The organism is Lachnoclostridium phytofermentans ISDg (assembly GCF_000018685.1).
GTDB classification, from domain to species: domain Bacteria; phylum Bacillota; class Clostridia; order Lachnospirales; family Lachnospiraceae; genus Lachnoclostridium; species Lachnoclostridium phytofermentans.
Genome location: NC_010001.1, coordinates 3,799,358 through 3,816,160, shown reverse-complemented (window position 1 = coordinate 3,816,160; position 16,803 = coordinate 3,799,358). Strand labels below are relative to the sequence as shown.

Below are 16,803 nucleotides of genomic sequence, written 5' to 3'. Positions count from 1 at the left end.
GATTATAACAGACATCAACAAAGTGATAAGTGCAATATTTATCGTGGAATCAACATATTTTAACAAAACATAGCCATGATGTAGTAAAAGCAGAATGGTTTTCCGTTAATAAGCATGATAGCAAGAAGTGAATAGAAAGAAGTAAAGCTCTAAAATTATAATACAATTTTAGAGCTTTACTTTATAAAAATTTAAAAAAGGGGCAGAGTTAAGAAAAATGTATTAGAATGGTCAGCTTGATGTTACACTGACAGTAATTTATCCATAAGTGTCTCCTGTACTATTGCAATAGTGTCGATATAACTATACTAGCATATTAAAAAACTGGCGTCAAATATATTATGAAAATTATGTAAAAAGCTGTCTGAAATAAATCTAAGGTTACTTACTTCTTCAGCATCATATTTACTTTAACTATTTACATCAATATAGCTTATCAAATATAATGATAAATGGAATACTATAAAGAAATACACCTATTGGAGATGTGTTATGAGAATTGCATACTGTGATGATGAGAAAGCACAATATATATTTTTAAAGGAGTTGACTGATAAATGGGAGAGTGCTTCCGGAAAGAGCTGCGATATTGTAGTGTATGCCAGTGCGGAAGAAATGCTTTTTGAGAACCAAGAATCCTTCTCCTTTGATTTTATTATCTTGGATATCGAATTAGGCCAGATGAATGGAGTGGATTTGGCAAGGAAGATTCGAAAGATAGATAAGAAGGTAACCATAGCCTTTTTGTCAAATAGCAGAGAGTATGTATTTGAGGGCTATGAGGTAGGGGCTGCCAGGTATCTGATGAAGCCTCTTACAAAGCAACAGCTTTTTCCCCTCCTAGATATGGTACTAAAATCCTTGGAAGAAGAAAAGAGCTATATTATTTTAGGAAGTGCAGGAGAGAAGGTTAAGCTTATGCATAGTGATATCTGCTATATAGAAGCTCTTGGCCATTATATTCAGATACATATGGCAGACAAAAACCTTGAGGTAAAAAAGAATATCAATGAGATCGCAAAAGAACTGGGGAAAGATTTTATTGCTACCCATAGAAGCTATCTGGTAAATGTAAGCCAGATAGAGAGAATAACAAGAACGGATTGTATCTTAAGCAGTGGAGAGAAGGTACCAATCAGCAGGAATTCCTACGAAGCAGTCAACCAGGCGTTTATTAACTATTATAAAGGAGGAGAACTTTGATATCAGATTGTTTAAAAGCAATTCCATTAGCAGTCATGGTCTTATATCTCCTTTGTAGACAGATTAAAAGAGAGGATAAAAAGAGTTTTCTTTATATTCTGGTTCCCTTTGTAATAGCAGGAATATGGTTTGGGATTGGTTCATTTTACGGCGAAAGTATTGCAACCATAATAAGTCTTACAATGATTGAACTGTTTTCGTTTGAAGTACTGCAGGTAAGACACCGAAGAATGTCCTTTTGGTATCATGGGTTATTCTATCTGATAACAGGAGCGATAACTGTGAATGGAATAATGGTATCTGAGGGAAGAATATTTCATGAATACATTCTTTTGCTCCTTTATTTTCTCACGGAAGGTAGCGTTTATTATCTTAAGAAAACCTATGAAGAAAATACGGTTTTGTATCAGAACCAGCTATTAACAAAGCAGGTAAATGAGGTACAGAATATTTATATGACCATGAGAGGCTGGCGCCATGACTACCATAATCACCTCCAGACGTTAAAAGCACATTTAAAGGTGAATCAGGTTGAGGAAGCAAAAGGGTATCTGGACAGGCTAGAGAATGATCTGGACAGTATCAATTATCTGATAGAATCCGGAAATGTCAATCTGGATGCGATTCTTAACTCCAAGCTTTCTCTTGCCTTAAAGGATGATATAGATATTCATTATAAGGCCGAAGTACCAAAAGACCTTACGGTGTCGGACATTGACCTGTGCGTGCTTATCGGGAACCTTATTGACAATGCCGTAGAGGCTTGTAATAAGATGTCGGAGCAGGAAGGGAAAAGATTTATCCGCCTTTATGTTGGAGTGCTTAAAAAGCAGCTCTATATATCCGTTGCCAATGCAACCGGTGAAGTAATAAGAAAGCTGGATGAAGACTATATAACAACAAAACGGGGAAACCATGGACATGGACTGAAACGTATTACTAATATTGTGGAAAAATATGAGGGATATATAAACAGAAAAAATGAACCAGGGGTATTTGTAACGGAAATCATGCTCCCACTTTAGAGAATACCACTCGTGCACGAAATTTAGCTATTCGTGCACTTTTTTTAATAAAAAGATAAATGATGATATAGTGCTACTGTAGACTACAAAAGGATTACACAGGAAACAGATAGTTTCTTGTATTTACAAAAAGAAAATTAAGGAGCGTGTATATGAAAAAGGGAAAAGAAGTGCCTTATTCTTTGAGAGACAACTTTCATTATATTTATGCAAATATGTGGAAGTATGATAAATCACTGATTTTCTACGGTTTGGCAGAAATCATTTTTAATGTATTACTTCCGCTTTGCGGGATTATACTTCCTTCTATTGTAGTGGGACTTTTGGAGAAAAGAGCGGGGGTACCAAAATTCATTCAGATGATGTTCATAGTATTTTCGGTGTATGGTGCCATCTCAGCTGTTCAGGCTTTTCTGTCCAATAGAAACAGAAACCAGTATATTGATATCCGAATGAATTTCTTTTCTTTGATCCTGTTCCAAAGGTGTTTTTCCATAGATTACAGCCAATTGGAAAAGGAGTCAGTGAGGGAGGAACTAAAAAAAGCGGGAGACAGCGTCTATGGTAACTGGCATGGTCTGGAGGGTTTTATGCACCGAAATGTTCTCCTTCTAACCAATGTATTAGGGCTTATAACCTATGCCGTTGTAATAGGATGGATTAATCCGGTTATTCTGCTGCTTTTGCTGGTGCTTTCAGCAATTCAGGTAATGGTATTTCACCGTGCCAAACTCTATGAGAACAAACAAAAGAACGAAATATCTAAGATTAAAATTACACAAGGTTATTTACAGGAGCAGTCCTTTGATTTAAAGGCAGGTAAGGATATCAGGCTTTATCAGTTAGATAAGCTTATTGGTAGAGTGTACACATCAGCAAATAACAGGTTAAAGAAAATTAAGTCTAAAGTCAGAGGTATCTATTATGTAAATGATGTGGTGGAAATCCTTTTAAAGTTTATTAGGGATGGTTTATGCTACGGGTATTTGATTTATTTGCTGATGCATGGTCTATCTGTATCCGAATTTGTCCTTTATCTTGGTATCGTAAGTGGAGTGGCAAGTTGGATGATGAAGATTACAGAGGAGATCTCGGAACTTGGGAGATGCCATTATATGATTTGTGATTTTAGAAAATTCTGCGACCTGAAAGATATCTTTTCCCACAAGGATGGGAAGGAGATAGAGGAAGAGGATATGGCTCTTGATATTGTATTTGACCATGTTTCCTACCAGTATGAAGGCGCATCAAGTTATGTGCTTAAGGATATCAGCTTTCACATGAATAAGGGGGATAAATATGCACTGGTAGGAGTAAACGGTGCCGGCAAGACTACCCTTGTAAAACTGATGTGCGGTTTCTATCAGCCGACAAGTGGCAGAATACTTATTAATGGGATAGATACCAGGGAGCTTAATATAGAAAGTTATTTTAAGCAAATCGCTGTTATCTTCCAGGATACTGCTGTTCTGTCCTTAACAATAGGAGAGAACATCTGTGGGGTGCCAGATAGTAAAATTAATCGAAAAGACCTTGATCAAGCGCTGGAACTGGCAGGATTAAGGAAGAAGATAGAGAGCCTACCAAAAGGAATAAATACTTACTTAAATAAGGATGTAGAAGAAAGCGGTATACAGCTCTCAGGCGGCGAGCTGCAAAAGCTATTGCTTGCAAGGGCTTTATATAAGAAGGCTAAACTTTTACTGTTTGACGAACCTACTGCGGCTATGGATGCCATCGCAGAAAGTGAACTTTATGAGCAGTATCAGAGTCTACTTCATGAAAGAACCGCTTTGTTTATATCCCACAGGCTGGCATCTACCAGGTACTGTGACAAAATCCTTTTTCTTGAAAAGGGGATGATTGCAGAAGAGGGAAGCCATGAAGAACTTGTAAGGCTTAACGGAAAGTATGCAAATATGTTTCAAATCCAGAGTAAATATTACAAGGAGGAAGAAGATGAAATTCAAGAAAGTATGGCATGATTCTATTTCCTTTATAAAGCTGATAAAAACGGATCATCCGAATATTATATGGATTATCGTAATGGGTGCATTAGCAGGAGCAGCAGGTCCTTTTACACAACTGTTCTTTTATGGGAGAGTTCTCAACAAAGTGGTAAAAGGGCAGTACCAGGAATGCATCCTTGACATTATAATATTACTGACCGCAGCCCTGATCCTGAATCTGATTAAAAAAGCTTGTGATCAATCTGTCATTGTTTTAAGAGAAGCCTGTGCAGATACTATCTACTTAAAAACTGCAGAAAAGGCATTTACCATGGAATATGAGGAATTCGAAAAAACTGAGACCATGGATGCCATCCGAAGAGTCCAGGGAGGAGAAAATAGCTCGGGAGGCATCAGCAATCAGATACAAAGCATCTACATTCTGATTGAAAAAGGATTTTCGATCCTGTTTTCACTTGCCTTTGTGATTTCTCTTTTTACCCACGTAAAAACGGACAGCAGGAATTTCTTTTCCTCTATATGGTCTTCCCTCCTGATAATTGTGGTCTTCACAGTGATTTTTCTAATTAGCCTTAAGCTATCCGCTATATCCTATAAGAAATTTTATGAGGTGGAAAAGAAAAATCAGCATTTAAATTCTCTTGGAGAATACATGCTGGCACTTATGTATAATTACCAGTATGGAAAGGATATTCGAATTTATTCCATGCAGGGACTCTTAGATCATTATTTAAAAAGCATCATGAAGAATATCAACAGTATCTTTTTAAAATGGTCAACAACGGACGGCGTATATACGGGGGTCATTGTATTACTAACCCAGTTAACTTCTGGGCTGGTATATGTGATACTGGGAGGAAAGGCAATTTATGGGGTTATCAATATCGGAGAAGTGTTTATGTATGCAGGTGCCATCCTTGAACTTACAGCTTCCATCCGAAGTGAAATCGTAGAATATAACAGCTTCTATTACCGAACAGAATACTTAAATACCTATTATGAGTTTATCAATAAGCCAAATTCAAACTATACAGGGACCCTTCCAATTGAGAAACGCTCTGACGGTGAATATGAATTTGCCTTTGAAAATGTAAGCTTTTGGTACCCGGGAACGAGTAGCAAAATATTAGATAACATTAACCTCACATTCAAGGTGGGTCAAAAATACGCCATAGTAGGAAAGAACGGAGCCGGAAAAACAACCTTAATTAAGCTGCTATGCAGGCTCTATGACCCGACAGAGGGAAGAATTCTTTTGAATGGAATTGATATAAAGTACTACGACTATGAGGAATATACCAAGGTCTTTTCTGTTGTATTCCAGGATTTTAAGCTCTTAGCTCTTCCACTATCAGACAATCTAACCATAGGAGAGACTTCTGAGGAAGAGGGACAGTGGAAAGTTCTTGAAAAGGCAGGAATCAGAAACCGGATAGAATCGATGCCTCATAAACTTAATACGCAGCTTTATAAAAATAACGGAGAAGGGGTAGAAGTATCAGGAGGCGAAGCTCAAAAAATCGCAATTGCCAGGGCATTGTACAAGGACGGCCCTTTTGTAATCCTAGACGAACCCACTGCTGCCCTTGATCCCATAGCAGAAGCGGAAATCTATGAGAATTTTAGTACCATAGTAGAGGGGAAGACAGCAATTTATATCTCCCACAGAATGAGCAGCTGCAAATTCTGCGATAATATTATCGTGATAGATGGCGGTAATATTTCAGAACGCGGTACCCATGAAAAGCTGTTAAAGGAAAACGGCATCTATGCATCGCTTTATAATGCACAGGCCCAATACTATGCATAAAATAAGATGTCTGATTCAGGTGTCATAAGTCAATATCATGTTTTAGATAAATCTTCAACGTTTTCCTGTGTTTCATTGTATAAAGGAATATTACCAAAAGCGGTAATGCGAGTATACTTTACATTCCCTTTAAATTTGATTTTTTTACACAGCTTGTTATAATAATAGTATTTAAGCGAAGGAGAAAGATTTAGGAGAAAACTTGATGTGCACAGTAAAGCACACGCATTCATGCGTGCGCAGAAATGAGGGAAAAAATGCAACAAATTAAGACAGTGATATTTGACTTGGATGGTACATTATTAAATACCTTAGAGGATCTTAAGGATAGTGTGAATGCTACACTTTCCACCTATGGTTATCCAGAAAGAAGCTTAGAGGAAGTTCGCCAGTTTGTAGGAAATGGGGTAGCTCGCTTAATGGAATTGGCAGTTCCTGAGCAACTAGATAACGAGAAATCAAAGGAAGTTTTGGAGTGTTTCAAAGTGCATTATGCAAGGAATTGCGATAACAAGACAAAGCCTTATGATGGTATTCTTACACTTTTGAGTAGTCTAAAAAATCAAGGGTATCATCTTGCTATAGTATCGAATAAGTTTGATGCAGCAGTGAAAGATTTAAATCAGTTGTATTTTTCAAACTATATCGAAGTTGCCATTGGACAGCGAGAGGGGGTTCGGAAAAAGCCATATCCCGATACCGTAAATATTGCACTAAAAGAATTGGGAAGCTGTGTAGAGGAAGCTTTGTATATCGGTGATTCTGAGGTAGATATAGAAACTGCGAAGAATGCTGGTTTAAAATTCTTATCCGTAGATTGGGGATTTCGCAATAGGGAGGAATTAATACGCAGCGGTGCTCAGGTTATTGTTGAAAAACCAGAAGATATTATAGAATATCTTAAATAATGTAATCAATGCTTTAAACGAATAAACTTATTATTCGGTGGTGGGGGAATAAAGAACAGATATAAACTTCGTTTCAGAATAAAAAATATACTGAATTTTATATAGCGCAAGAAATTGCTAAGTAAAGTGTATAAGAGTGTGAGAAAGTCGTCGACGGCTTATAGTATTGCATTGCAAACATTCAGTATGAAAAGGAGTAATATCATGGAGCTAAAACCACTGATTATAGGTAATTTAAAATCAAGATTTCCAATAATTCAAGGCGGTATGGGTGTTGGAATTAGCCTTAGCCGTCTTGCTGGGAATGTAGCAAAAGAAGGTGGAATTGGTATTATTTCCACTGCGCAGATTGGATTTGAAGAGGAAGACTTCTATACCAATCCAGTGAATGCGAATCTTCGTGCGATAGAGAAGCATTTGATTAAGGCCAAAGAAATTTCTGAAAATGGAATTGTCGGTGTTAATATTATGGTAGCATCGCAAAATTATAAGGAATATGTCATTTGTGCAGCGAAAAGTGGAGCAGACGTAATTATTTCAGGTGCGGGGTTACCCATCTCATTACCAGAGTATGTAGAAGGATTTAATACCAAGATAGCACCAATTGTGTCTAGTGTAAAAGCGGCTAATGTAATTTTAAAGATGTGGGATAGAAAATATCATCGAACTGCGGATTTTCTAGTTATTGAAGGACCAAAAGCTGGAGGTCACTTAGGATTCTCTTTGGAAGAGTTAGATGGATTTGAAAACTGGAACTATGAAGAAGAAATTAAGAAAATCATAGACTGCAAAAAGAGCTATGAAGAGAAATATCAGGTTAAAATACCAGTGATTGTAGCAGGCGGAGTTTTTGATCATAATGATATTATACATTGCTTATCCCTAGGAGCAGACGGTGTTCAAATAGCATCGAGATTTGTTGTAACGGAGGAATGCGATGCTTCGCAGGCGTATAAGAATGAGTATTTGAAGGCGAAGAAAGAAGACATAGAAATTGTTCTAAGTCCTGTTGGAATGCCAGGAAGAGCAATTCACAATAAGTTCTTAGAAAAAATAAAAACAGAACGAGAAAGAATTGATCGTTGTTTACGATGTATTGTAACCTGCAATCCAAGCAATACACCATACTGTATTACGAAGGCCTTGATTAATGCAGTTAAAGGCAATATTGACAATGCGTTATTATTCTGCGGTTCAGAAGTTTATCGTTTGAAAGAAATGACTACCGTTAAGAGTTTAATGAGGGAATTAGTAATAGGTTAGATGGAAAACTTAAACCTAATTTCACCTTTTATAAGAGGACTGCCAAGTGAAGTTACAAGATTATCACTTGGCAGTATTAATGTCTCAATATATTGGAGTTAAACGGTTACTTTAAAGTCCTTTTACATAATTTATGATACGGTAAATAACTATGAATATATATTTGACATTTGAGATTTATTTTTCTTATTTATCATCGTCACTGTCATTTTCATTTTCATCAACCGGATACATCTTAGCAAGTCCACCTTCTGAGGTTTCCTTATAATGATGGAGCATGTCTTTTCCGGTTTGGTACATCGTCGCGATAACCATATCAAAGGAGATTTTTCTGGTTTCCGCTAGAAAGTTTGCTAAACTTAAAGCATTAATAGCACGCATGGCTGCTACCGCATTTCGCTCAATGCATGGAATTTGCACCATACCTTTTATTGGATCGCAAGTAAGCCCTAGATGGTGTTCCATAGCGACTTCGGCAGCATATTCAATCTGATTGATTCCCATACCAACTAATTCTGCTAAAGCCGCAGAAGCCATACTACATGCACTTCCAATCTCAGCTTGACAACCACACTCTGCTCCACTAATGGATGCATTTGTTTTAATTAAGTTTCCGATGATTCCACCAGTAGCAAGAGCATGTATAATATCTATATCAGAAAATCCTTTTTTCTCTTGCATATATTTAAGTACAGCGGGTACTACACCGGCAGCGCCGCATGTCGGAGCTGTTACAATAATTCCGTTATCTGCATTTTGTTCACTTACTGCATAGGCATAAGCACATACGGTACGATTTTCCCTTGTCTCTGCAGATTCGTCCATATGACGTTGATTTAAAAGATAGTAAGCTTTTCTTTGAATATGCAATCCTCCAGGAAGTTCACCTTGTGTAGACAGGCCTTGATGGATGGAAGTTTTCATCTGGAACCAGACCTCAGAGAGATAATCCCAAATCGAAGGCCCCTCTATTTCCTCAACATATTGCCAGATACGCAAATTGTTAGTACGACAATACTCTGCAATTTCGGTAAAACTATTTAATGGGTAGATATCTGTTAATTCAGCGTCTTTTCGACCTTCAATTTGGATACTCCCACCACCAACACTATAGACACGCATACTACCTACAAGCTCTTCTTGCTTCATTGCACGAAAATCAAGGGTATTTGGATGAGGAAGTCCTTTTGTTGTTGTATCAAATATTATTTTGACTTCAATTGGAGCAAGCGCTTGTCGCAGTGCTCGGTCGGTACGATGTCCACGTCCTGTTTTTGCTAAGGAATCGTATAAAACTATTTCATAATAATCTACATCAGGAAAATCTGCTTTGAAAAGAGTTGCTGCTTTGGCTGGACCCATGGTATGAGAACTGGATGGACCGGCACCTATTTTGTATAAATCTTTTAATGTTTTCAAGATAAGACTCCTTTTATTGTATTCGTATAATATTTTTTTCTACAAGGAAATGTTCGTGTTACGTACTTTTCTTGTTCTAAGTATCAGTATGTACGTTAATTTAAAGTAAGAGATGATTACGTGCAAAATCTTTTACTATATGTAACGGTAACTATTGTCATTGCTATAGTATGACACAAGTTATTAGTTCTAATGTAACGCTCTTTAATACACATTCTACCAATCAGTACCATTCTAACTCATATTTAGAAAAAGTGGAAGATGAAATAGCTGGATTTATTTAGGAAGATGAAATAGGTGGGTTTATTAGAAGATGAAATAGTGGATTTATTTAGTTTGACATACGGAAAATTAACTGATATACTTACTGACGGGAATGAAGTTCTCCCAAGGTTTTACCTAAACTGCTTATAAAGCTGATGACTTCTGTGAATTATCACAGGGGGAATCAGCTTTTTTGATATTTAATACAAATTTAGGAGGTTTTTATGTTAATAAGTTTAGCACTCATTTTTTTGCTTTCTTTATTATTAGGAGGACTTGCACAAAAGTTAAAATTACCAAGTTTAATAGGAATCCTATTAGCTGGAATGATCTTAAGTCCTTATGCTCTTAATCTGCTGGATGGATCGATTCTTACGATTTCACCGGATTTAAGAAAATTAGCGTTGGTAATCATCTTGACGCGTGCTGGTTTGTCTCTTGATTTAAAATCCCTGAAAAAGGTTGGACGCCCAGCGATATTAATGTGTTTTGTACCTGCTAGTTTAGAAATCATAGGAGTTGTATTATTGGCTCCAGCCTTATTAAAGATCTCTATATTAGAAGCTGCAATTATCGGAGCTGTAATTGCTGCAGTTTCTCCTGCGGTAGTAGTTCCTAGAATGCTTCGTATTATGGAAGAGGGTCGTGGAAAGAAACATAGTATTCCAGAGCTTATTTTAGCAGGAGCATCAGTAGATGATGTATATGTCATTGTATTATTTACTGCATTTACGTCTCTTGCGGGGGGAGAAGGTGTGTCAGTATTTGCATTTGTCGGAATACCGGTATCCATTGTTCTTGGAATTTTATTTGGAGTAATCACTGGGATTATACTAAATTGGTTCTTTCGTAAGTTTCATTACCGTGACTCTGTGAAGATTCTTATACTATTAAGTATTTCATTTTTATTATTAGAGTTAGAGACAAGAATGCAAGAATTTCTACCAATGTCGGGGTTACTTGCAATCATGAGCTTAGGAATTACGTTATATCAAACCTATCCAATTCTTTCAGAACGTTTATCTGCAAAATATAATAAATTATGGGTGGCTGCAGAGATTGTTCTATTTGCTTTAGTCGGTGCGTCGGTTGATCTTTCTTATGCAGTGAAAGCAGGAGGAGTTGTCATCTTATTGGTTCTTGGTGCACTCTGCTTTAGAATGTTAGGAGTATTACTTTGTTTAATAAAAACACTGCTGACAAGGAAAGAAAGAGTATTTTGTATGCTTGCTTATACACCAAAAGCTACTGTTCAGGCAGCGATTGGAGCTATTCCTCTTTCCATGGGATTACCATGCGGTGAGACTGTGTTAACAGTAGCGGTAATATCTATTTTAATCACAGCACCAATGGGAGCAATATTTATTGACAGATTCTACCGCAAGTTGTTGACATAGGAGGTCGGGGTCTGATAAGATTTCAAAAAGAGATAAACAGGGGGAGCAGACCGATGCAGATATCAAAAAAGTTCGGACAAGGGAAAACCGTATTTTCCCTTGAGGTATTTCCACCAAAGAAGGATAGTCCAGTGGAAAGTATATATCGTGTTTTAGGCGAGTTAACAAAATTAAATCCTGATTTCATTAGCGTAACGTATGGTGCCGGAGGTAATGCGGCTGATCATACTACCTGTGATATTGCATCTTATATACAATCAAATTATGGAATCGATGCACTTACTCATCTTACTTGCGTAAATTCTACGAAAGAAGATATGGATACCACCCTTGAGTATCTAAAAAGTCAAGGAATTATGAATATCTTGGCTTTAAGGGGAGACAGGAATCCAGAGATAGAGCCCAAAAAAGACTTTACTTATGCCAGCAACTTAGTGGAATACATTAAGACTAAGGGAGATTTTCATCTATCTGGGGCTTGTTATCCTGAAATTCATATAGAAGCATCTAGTATGGAGGAGAATCTAGAATATTTAAAGTATAAGGTGGATTGTGGTGCAGATCATCTGATCTCCCAATTGTTTTTTGATAATGATTATTTTTTTAATTTCTTAGAAAAAGCAAGAAATAAAGGAATTACAGTTCCAATTGAGGCTGGGATTATGCCAGTAGTAAATAAGAAACAAATTGAGCGTATGGTTACCATGTGTGGAGCTAGTATTCCTTCTAAACTCGCTAAGATTTTACAACGTTATGAACACCAGGAAGAAGCATTAAGAGATGCTGGAATTGCGTATGCAGTAGAACAAATTATGCATTTAGTAGCAAGTGGAGTGGATGGAATCCATTTATATACAATGAATAACGCATACATAGCAACGAAGATTCACGAAGCAATCTTTCGATTATTATAAAAAGCGAAAGTTAATAAATAGGAGAGTACAATGGATAACGGAGAAAGAGATAACAGAGAGCTTCAGGATATGAAGGACTATTTGGAAATTGTCTTATCCGAGCTTGATGAGGTCAAGAAAAAACTTAATGATCAACCGGTAAGAAACCCTTACACGGAATCGATGGAGCAAAAAAAGAATAAAAAACGAAGAAGAACCTCATTTAAGAAACTAGCAATTTTAGAGGGTGCAATATTACTTATAATTGGGATTTCTTTTGCAGTTCACTTAACATTAGATGCGAGAAGTAATGTACCAACTTCTGGTGGCTCTATCTTTCAGGAGGGGAATAGTGGTGGTGAGTTATCCCCAGCGGTAAAAACAGTAAAGCAAGTGAAGGAATTAGCAAAATTAATTACGCCTGAGCTGCAAAACGAAATCGCACCATTTAAAGTAACAACGGAACGGTTATTTGGGCTTGAATATCTGGTATTTACAGATGGAACGGTAAAGATATGTTATCGTAACGAATTTTTAGAGGAAGAAATAGAGGATCGTCTCCGAATTCTTATCGATAATGGGACAAAGATGATGGAGCTGAATTGGAATTACGATCTAACTTCTGGTTTGGAAGGCTTATGTCCTAAGTATGGCTCTTTTCTATCAGAAGGAATGAAGCAATTCGCATTTCTAAATTATGCCGGGAAAGATAGTAGCATCCCGAAGGAAGTGAGAATTATGGATGTCGATACTTTATGGGAATATCCAGTGTTTTCTATGGAGCAAGCGATAAAAGATTTATTTGTATTAAATTATGAGGAACTTCACAGCGTCACAAATCAAGACGGAGATATGAGGATGACGATGAAGTTAGGCTCAGCATCCTATACCTATGCTATAACTAAAGAAGCTTATATTGATGCGGTATACTATGATGAATTTTTACTGAAATTTGATAAAAATTTTGATTTAAAGATTGGTGAGGAAGGATTTGTCTTTGAAACAGTGGTCTCACTTTCTGAGAAGGAGTATCTTGGAGAATTATCTGCAAAACTTATTTTAAAGGATGGAGTTATTTCTTTAGGTAAGACAACCTATAGCGCTTACGTAACCGCGGATCAAGAGGATAGTGAAAAAGGTGGTTTGATTATTCCAAGTACAGACATCTTAGAGGATAGAATTGCGTTATGGGGTCATGAAAATAAGCGATATTTGGTGCCATTATCTAATAATATTCCACGTTTATCCTACCAGCCAGAGAATTTTATTCCGTCAAATGGTAAGTTAGAATACATGGAGCAAGGGGTTAAGAAATCAATTCATGGAATTGATGTATCGAAGTATCAGGGAGATATCGACTGGAAAAAGGTAAAGGAATCCGGAGTAGAATTTGCAATCCTTCGTCTAGGTTTTCGAGGATTTAATGAAGGTACTTTAGAGATTGACCCATATTTTGTTAAAAATGTTGAAGGAGCTACGAAAGCAGGAGTTTCTGTAGGTGTTTATTTCTTTTCACAAGCAGTAACATTAGAAGAAGCGAATGAGGAAGCGGAATTTATCCTAGAGTTAATCAAAGATTACAAAATTTCTTATCCAGTTATTTTTGATACTGAGTATGTTACAACCTATGATGCAAGAGCGAATAAATTAGCGAGACAGCTTAGAACAGATATTACGAAGACTTTCTGTGAGAAGATTCAAACGGCAGGTTACCATCCAATGATTTATGCAAACACAAAATGGATGGTCATGGGGATTGACTTAGAGCAATTATCGGAGTACGATTTGTGGTTTGCTTATTACGGAAATAACCTAACTTTCCCTTATGATTTTCAGATGTATCAGTATTCTGATTCGGGGACAATTCCTGGTATCAAAGGAAATGTTGACTTAAATATTAGCTTTATAGATTATGCAAACCCAGCCTTATCAGACTAAGGAATATTTTTTGAATATGATTGCAACGATAGATATCATGAACTTACTATAAATGAGTGAATGATATTACAAGCAAGTAAAAAAAGTACGCTTTGTTAATATTTACTTGTCATGGATAAAACACAAATAGAGATAACTAATTTATAAAAAATGAGAGAAGAACTTCTAACTAGGACGTGGAGATTCTTCTCTTTTTTTCTATATCTCAATTAATCACACTACAGCTCATACTGGTTTATCTTGAAACTCTTATATAACACTTATATAAAATATCAATATCACATTACACTAACTATTAACATTTATGTAGAATTATATTAATAATAGTAATATAATATAGTTTCTAATATTCTTTCAATATATATTTAATAGGAGGTATTTCATGAATGATTTATAATATTTTTATTTTAATTATTTTATTCTTAACACTACTTGGAATTAACAGTTTATTTATTTCGAAATTATCTACATCTAATCTTAAATATGCATCTATACTTCTAATTTTATTAGGAAACACAATTGTACAATTTAACGGAAAGAATGGTTGGATTTTTTTTATAGAAATAGCATTTATTTTTTCTGGAATAATTTATGCTATGGTTTATTTTAAAAGAGTTTACAAAAATTAAAATATGTAATCATTGATATTTTGATTGAATGAGATGATGGACACGGAGACCGAATATGTATGACTTCATTGTCTATATTTCATAAAGCAAGATAATTTTTAATTCATATCAAGAAAAGTATGCAAGGCGTATTTTTCTTGTTTACTAACTCATATTTTCAGTAGGTAGGAAATAAAGTTAAAAGACAGGATTTGTATCTTACCATTTAGGTGGGGCGTTGGAGGCAGTGGATGAAAGTAGAGAAAAGAATTGTTCTTCTTTTACTTTGTTTTAGTTTACTGTTTGTATCAGGATGCTTCGGGACAAGTAAAATAGTAGATAATGAGGAGTCGACCTATCGTTTGTTGTATTCCTCTGAGGTTTCTACCTTAAATTATCTCGTTACCTCATCTTCTCATGAAATACGAGTTGGTGCTAATGTGATTGATACTCTTGTGGAATATGATTCCTTTGGTAATTTAATTCCTTCGTTAGCGACAAGTTGGAAGGTAAGTGAGGATGGACTTTCAGTTACATTCGAACTTAGGGAAGGAGAATACTGGGTAAATGAAAAAGGAGAAAAGATAGCAGAAGTAACTGCAAAGGACTTTGTCAGTGCGATGCAATATGTCTTAACCAAAGAATATGAGAGTGAGACTGCAAAGCTCTTGTTTGGTTTAATTAAGAATGCAAAAGATTATTATGATAGACAAGGAGACTTTAGAAGAGTCGGAGTAAAATCCTTTGGAAACTATACATTAGTCTATACACTAGAACAACCTTGCCCTTATTTCCTATCTTACTTAACGTATGGATGCTTTATGCCAGCCTATGGTCCTTTATTAGACGAATTAAAAGAGCAATTTGGTGCAGCAACAGGACCAGATACGCTCTATTATAATGGAGCGTACAGACTATCTGTATTTAAGCCTCAAGAAAAACGTATTTATCAAAAAAATGAAGAAAATTGGGACGCTGATCGTGTTTATATAAAAAGAATCGAAGAAACCTATAACTCAGAGGCAGCAACCTTGGCACCCGCACTTGCATTACGCGGTGAAATTGATTATGCAGCGATACATTCTGATTTACTTGATACATTTATGGATCAGGAAAATACAAAAGATCTGGTAAGTAGAGGTAGAAAAAAAACGGATTACTCCTTCTTTTACATATTTAACTTTAATCCGAAATTTGATAAACGATATGAGCCTCAGAACTGGAAAAAGGCAGTTCAGAATGAGAATTTTCGCTTGGCTATTATGAGTGCGATGGACCGAGTGAAAGCACTTCGAGTAGCCGAACCAAACCACCCAGAAGAACTTTTGTTAAATACAATTACCCCCCCTAACTTCATTCGCTTTGAAGAGGAAGATTACACAGAGTTTCCAGCACTCTATGATATATCCAAACGAGATAGTTTTAATAAAGATATGGCGGTTATCTATAAAGAGAAGGCTAAGCAGGAGCTAAAAGAGGTAGGTTGTACCTTCCCGGTAAAGATTTTATTACGATATCGTGCTAATTCTACCGACTGGGCAAATGAATGTATTGTTATAGCACAGCAGATGGAAAATCTTCTAGGAAAAGATTTTGTGAAATTTATAGTAGAGGCTGGACCTTCTCAGAACTTTACTTCTCAAGTAAGGGAGAGAGGAGATTATGCGATGTTAAAATGTAACTGGGGAGCTGATTATGCAGACCCGCAGACCTTTACAGAGTTTTTTGATGATGACTTGGCAACGAATCTATTACCATCAAAGGAAGAAAAACTATCCATCAAGCCTGTCATTGATACCTATTATGAGTTACTTACAAAAGCGAAAGAAAGTGTACTAGACATAAAAGAACGTTATACAGCATTTTCAGAGGCGGAAGCTTTTCTGATTAAACATGCATTAGTGATACCATTTAGTATATCACCGGTATCTTATCAGATGACAAAGTTAAATATTTATGAAAGTTCCTATGCAAGTTTTGGAGTTTCTACCTCAAGATACAAAGGGATGAAATACTATAAAGTGATACTGAATAACAAAATAGTGGAAATTAATAAGGCAGTTTGGGAGAAGGAGAAAAAACAAAAGAAGGATGGTTGATGAAGG

The 16,803-nt window shown here is 36.2% G+C and carries 11 protein-coding genes and 1 riboswitch; of the genes, 10 read left to right on the top strand and 1 reads right to left on the bottom strand.

Annotation, left to right across the window (positions count from 1 at the left end; translation table 11 throughout):
* Positions 1 to 492: 492 nt before the first annotated feature.
* The 6 genes from CPHY_RS16165 to CPHY_RS16140 all read left to right on the top strand — a co-directional run bounded on the left by CPHY_RS16165 (position 493) and on the right by CPHY_RS16140 (position 8,179).
* A complete protein-coding gene (locus CPHY_RS16165) occupies positions 493 to 1,203 on the top strand; it encodes a LytR/AlgR family response regulator transcription factor (protein ID WP_012201125.1) in 711 nt (236 codons plus the stop codon).
* Positions 1,200 to 2,228 (top strand): sensor histidine kinase, encoded by a 1,029-nt coding sequence (locus CPHY_RS16160; protein ID WP_012201124.1) that lies wholly within the window; start codon positions 1,200 to 1,202, stop codon positions 2,226 to 2,228. The genes CPHY_RS16165 and CPHY_RS16160 overlap by 4 nt, the downstream gene beginning before the upstream one ends.
* A 152-nt stretch (positions 2,229 to 2,380) precedes the next feature.
* On the top strand, positions 2,381 to 4,213 hold the full coding sequence (locus CPHY_RS16155; RefSeq protein WP_012201123.1) for an ABC transporter ATP-binding protein: 1,833 nt from the start codon (positions 2,381 to 2,383) through the stop codon (positions 4,211 to 4,213).
* Positions 4,188 to 6,008, top strand: a complete 1,821-nt coding sequence (locus CPHY_RS16150) for an ABC transporter ATP-binding protein (protein WP_012201122.1) — start codon at positions 4,188 to 4,190, stop codon at positions 6,006 to 6,008. Before CPHY_RS16155 ends, CPHY_RS16150 begins: the two co-directional genes overlap by 26 nt.
* Before the next feature lie 257 nt (positions 6,009 to 6,265).
* Complete coding sequence (locus CPHY_RS16145) at positions 6,266 to 6,916, top strand: HAD family hydrolase (protein WP_012201121.1); 651 nt, start codon at positions 6,266 to 6,268, stop codon at positions 6,914 to 6,916.
* Positions 6,917 to 7,120: 204 nt separating this feature from the next.
* On the top strand, positions 7,121 to 8,179 hold the full coding sequence (locus CPHY_RS16140; RefSeq protein WP_012201120.1) for an NAD(P)H-dependent flavin oxidoreductase: 1,059 nt from the start codon (positions 7,121 to 7,123) through the stop codon (positions 8,177 to 8,179).
* 186 nt (positions 8,180 to 8,365) lie between these two features.
* Here the strand turns inward: CPHY_RS16140 and CPHY_RS16135 are convergent, their stop codons facing one another.
* Positions 8,366 to 9,598 carry an L-serine ammonia-lyase, iron-sulfur-dependent, subunit alpha gene (locus CPHY_RS16135; RefSeq protein ID WP_012201119.1) on the bottom strand — a complete coding sequence of 411 codons (1,233 nt, stop codon included), beginning with the start codon at positions 9,596 to 9,598 and terminating at the stop codon, positions 8,366 to 8,368.
* Positions 9,599 to 9,961: 363 nt separating this feature from the next.
* Positions 9,962 to 10,034: riboswitch (Fluoride riboswitch) on the top strand.
* A 52-nt stretch (positions 10,035 to 10,086) separates the two neighbouring features.
* Here CPHY_RS16135 and CPHY_RS16130 point away from each other — a divergent pair.
* From CPHY_RS16130 to CPHY_RS16110, 4 genes are all read left to right on the top strand, one after another.
* Entirely contained in the window at positions 10,087 to 11,259 is a 1,173-nt protein-coding gene (locus CPHY_RS16130) for a cation:proton antiporter domain-containing protein (protein WP_012201118.1), read from the top strand.
* Positions 11,260 to 11,312: 53 nt separating this feature from the next.
* Positions 11,313 to 12,173, top strand: a complete 861-nt coding sequence (metF, locus tag CPHY_RS16125) for a methylenetetrahydrofolate reductase [NAD(P)H] (protein WP_012201117.1) — start codon at positions 11,313 to 11,315, stop codon at positions 12,171 to 12,173.
* A 30-nt stretch (positions 12,174 to 12,203) separates the two neighbouring features.
* Positions 12,204 to 14,090, top strand: coding sequence for a glycoside hydrolase family 25 protein (locus CPHY_RS20975; protein ID WP_012201116.1), 1,887 nt, complete (start codon positions 12,204 to 12,206; stop codon positions 14,088 to 14,090).
* 859 nt (positions 14,091 to 14,949) lie between these two features.
* Positions 14,950 to 16,797: a peptide ABC transporter substrate-binding protein gene (locus CPHY_RS16110; protein WP_012201115.1), complete on the top strand. Its 1,848-nt coding sequence runs from the start codon at positions 14,950 to 14,952 to the stop codon at positions 16,795 to 16,797.
* The last annotated feature ends 6 nt before the right edge of the window (positions 16,798 to 16,803 follow it).

What these genes read in the sequence shown, in the direction of transcription:
- CPHY_RS16165 (WP_012201125.1), top strand. Translation starts at nt 493, where the DNA reads ATGAGAATTGCATACTGTGATGATGAGAAAGCACAATATATATTTTTA.
- CPHY_RS16155 (WP_012201123.1), top strand. Translation starts at nt 2,381, where the DNA reads ATGAAAAAGGGAAAAGAAGTGCCTTATTCTTTGAGAGACAACTTTCAT.
- CPHY_RS16150 (WP_012201122.1), top strand. Translation starts at nt 4,188, where the DNA reads ATGAAATTCAAGAAAGTATGGCATGATTCTATTTCCTTTATAAAGCTG.
- CPHY_RS16145 (WP_012201121.1), top strand. Translation starts at nt 6,266, where the DNA reads ATGCAACAAATTAAGACAGTGATATTTGACTTGGATGGTACATTATTA.
- CPHY_RS16140 (WP_012201120.1), top strand. Translation starts at nt 7,121, where the DNA reads ATGGAGCTAAAACCACTGATTATAGGTAATTTAAAATCAAGATTTCCA.
- CPHY_RS16130 (WP_012201118.1), top strand. Translation starts at nt 10,087, where the DNA reads ATGTTAATAAGTTTAGCACTCATTTTTTTGCTTTCTTTATTATTAGGA.
- metF (WP_012201117.1), top strand. Translation starts at nt 11,313, where the DNA reads ATGCAGATATCAAAAAAGTTCGGACAAGGGAAAACCGTATTTTCCCTT.
- CPHY_RS20975 (WP_012201116.1), top strand. Translation starts at nt 12,204, where the DNA reads ATGGATAACGGAGAAAGAGATAACAGAGAGCTTCAGGATATGAAGGAC.
- CPHY_RS16110 (WP_012201115.1), top strand. Translation starts at nt 14,950, where the DNA reads ATGAAAGTAGAGAAAAGAATTGTTCTTCTTTTACTTTGTTTTAGTTTA.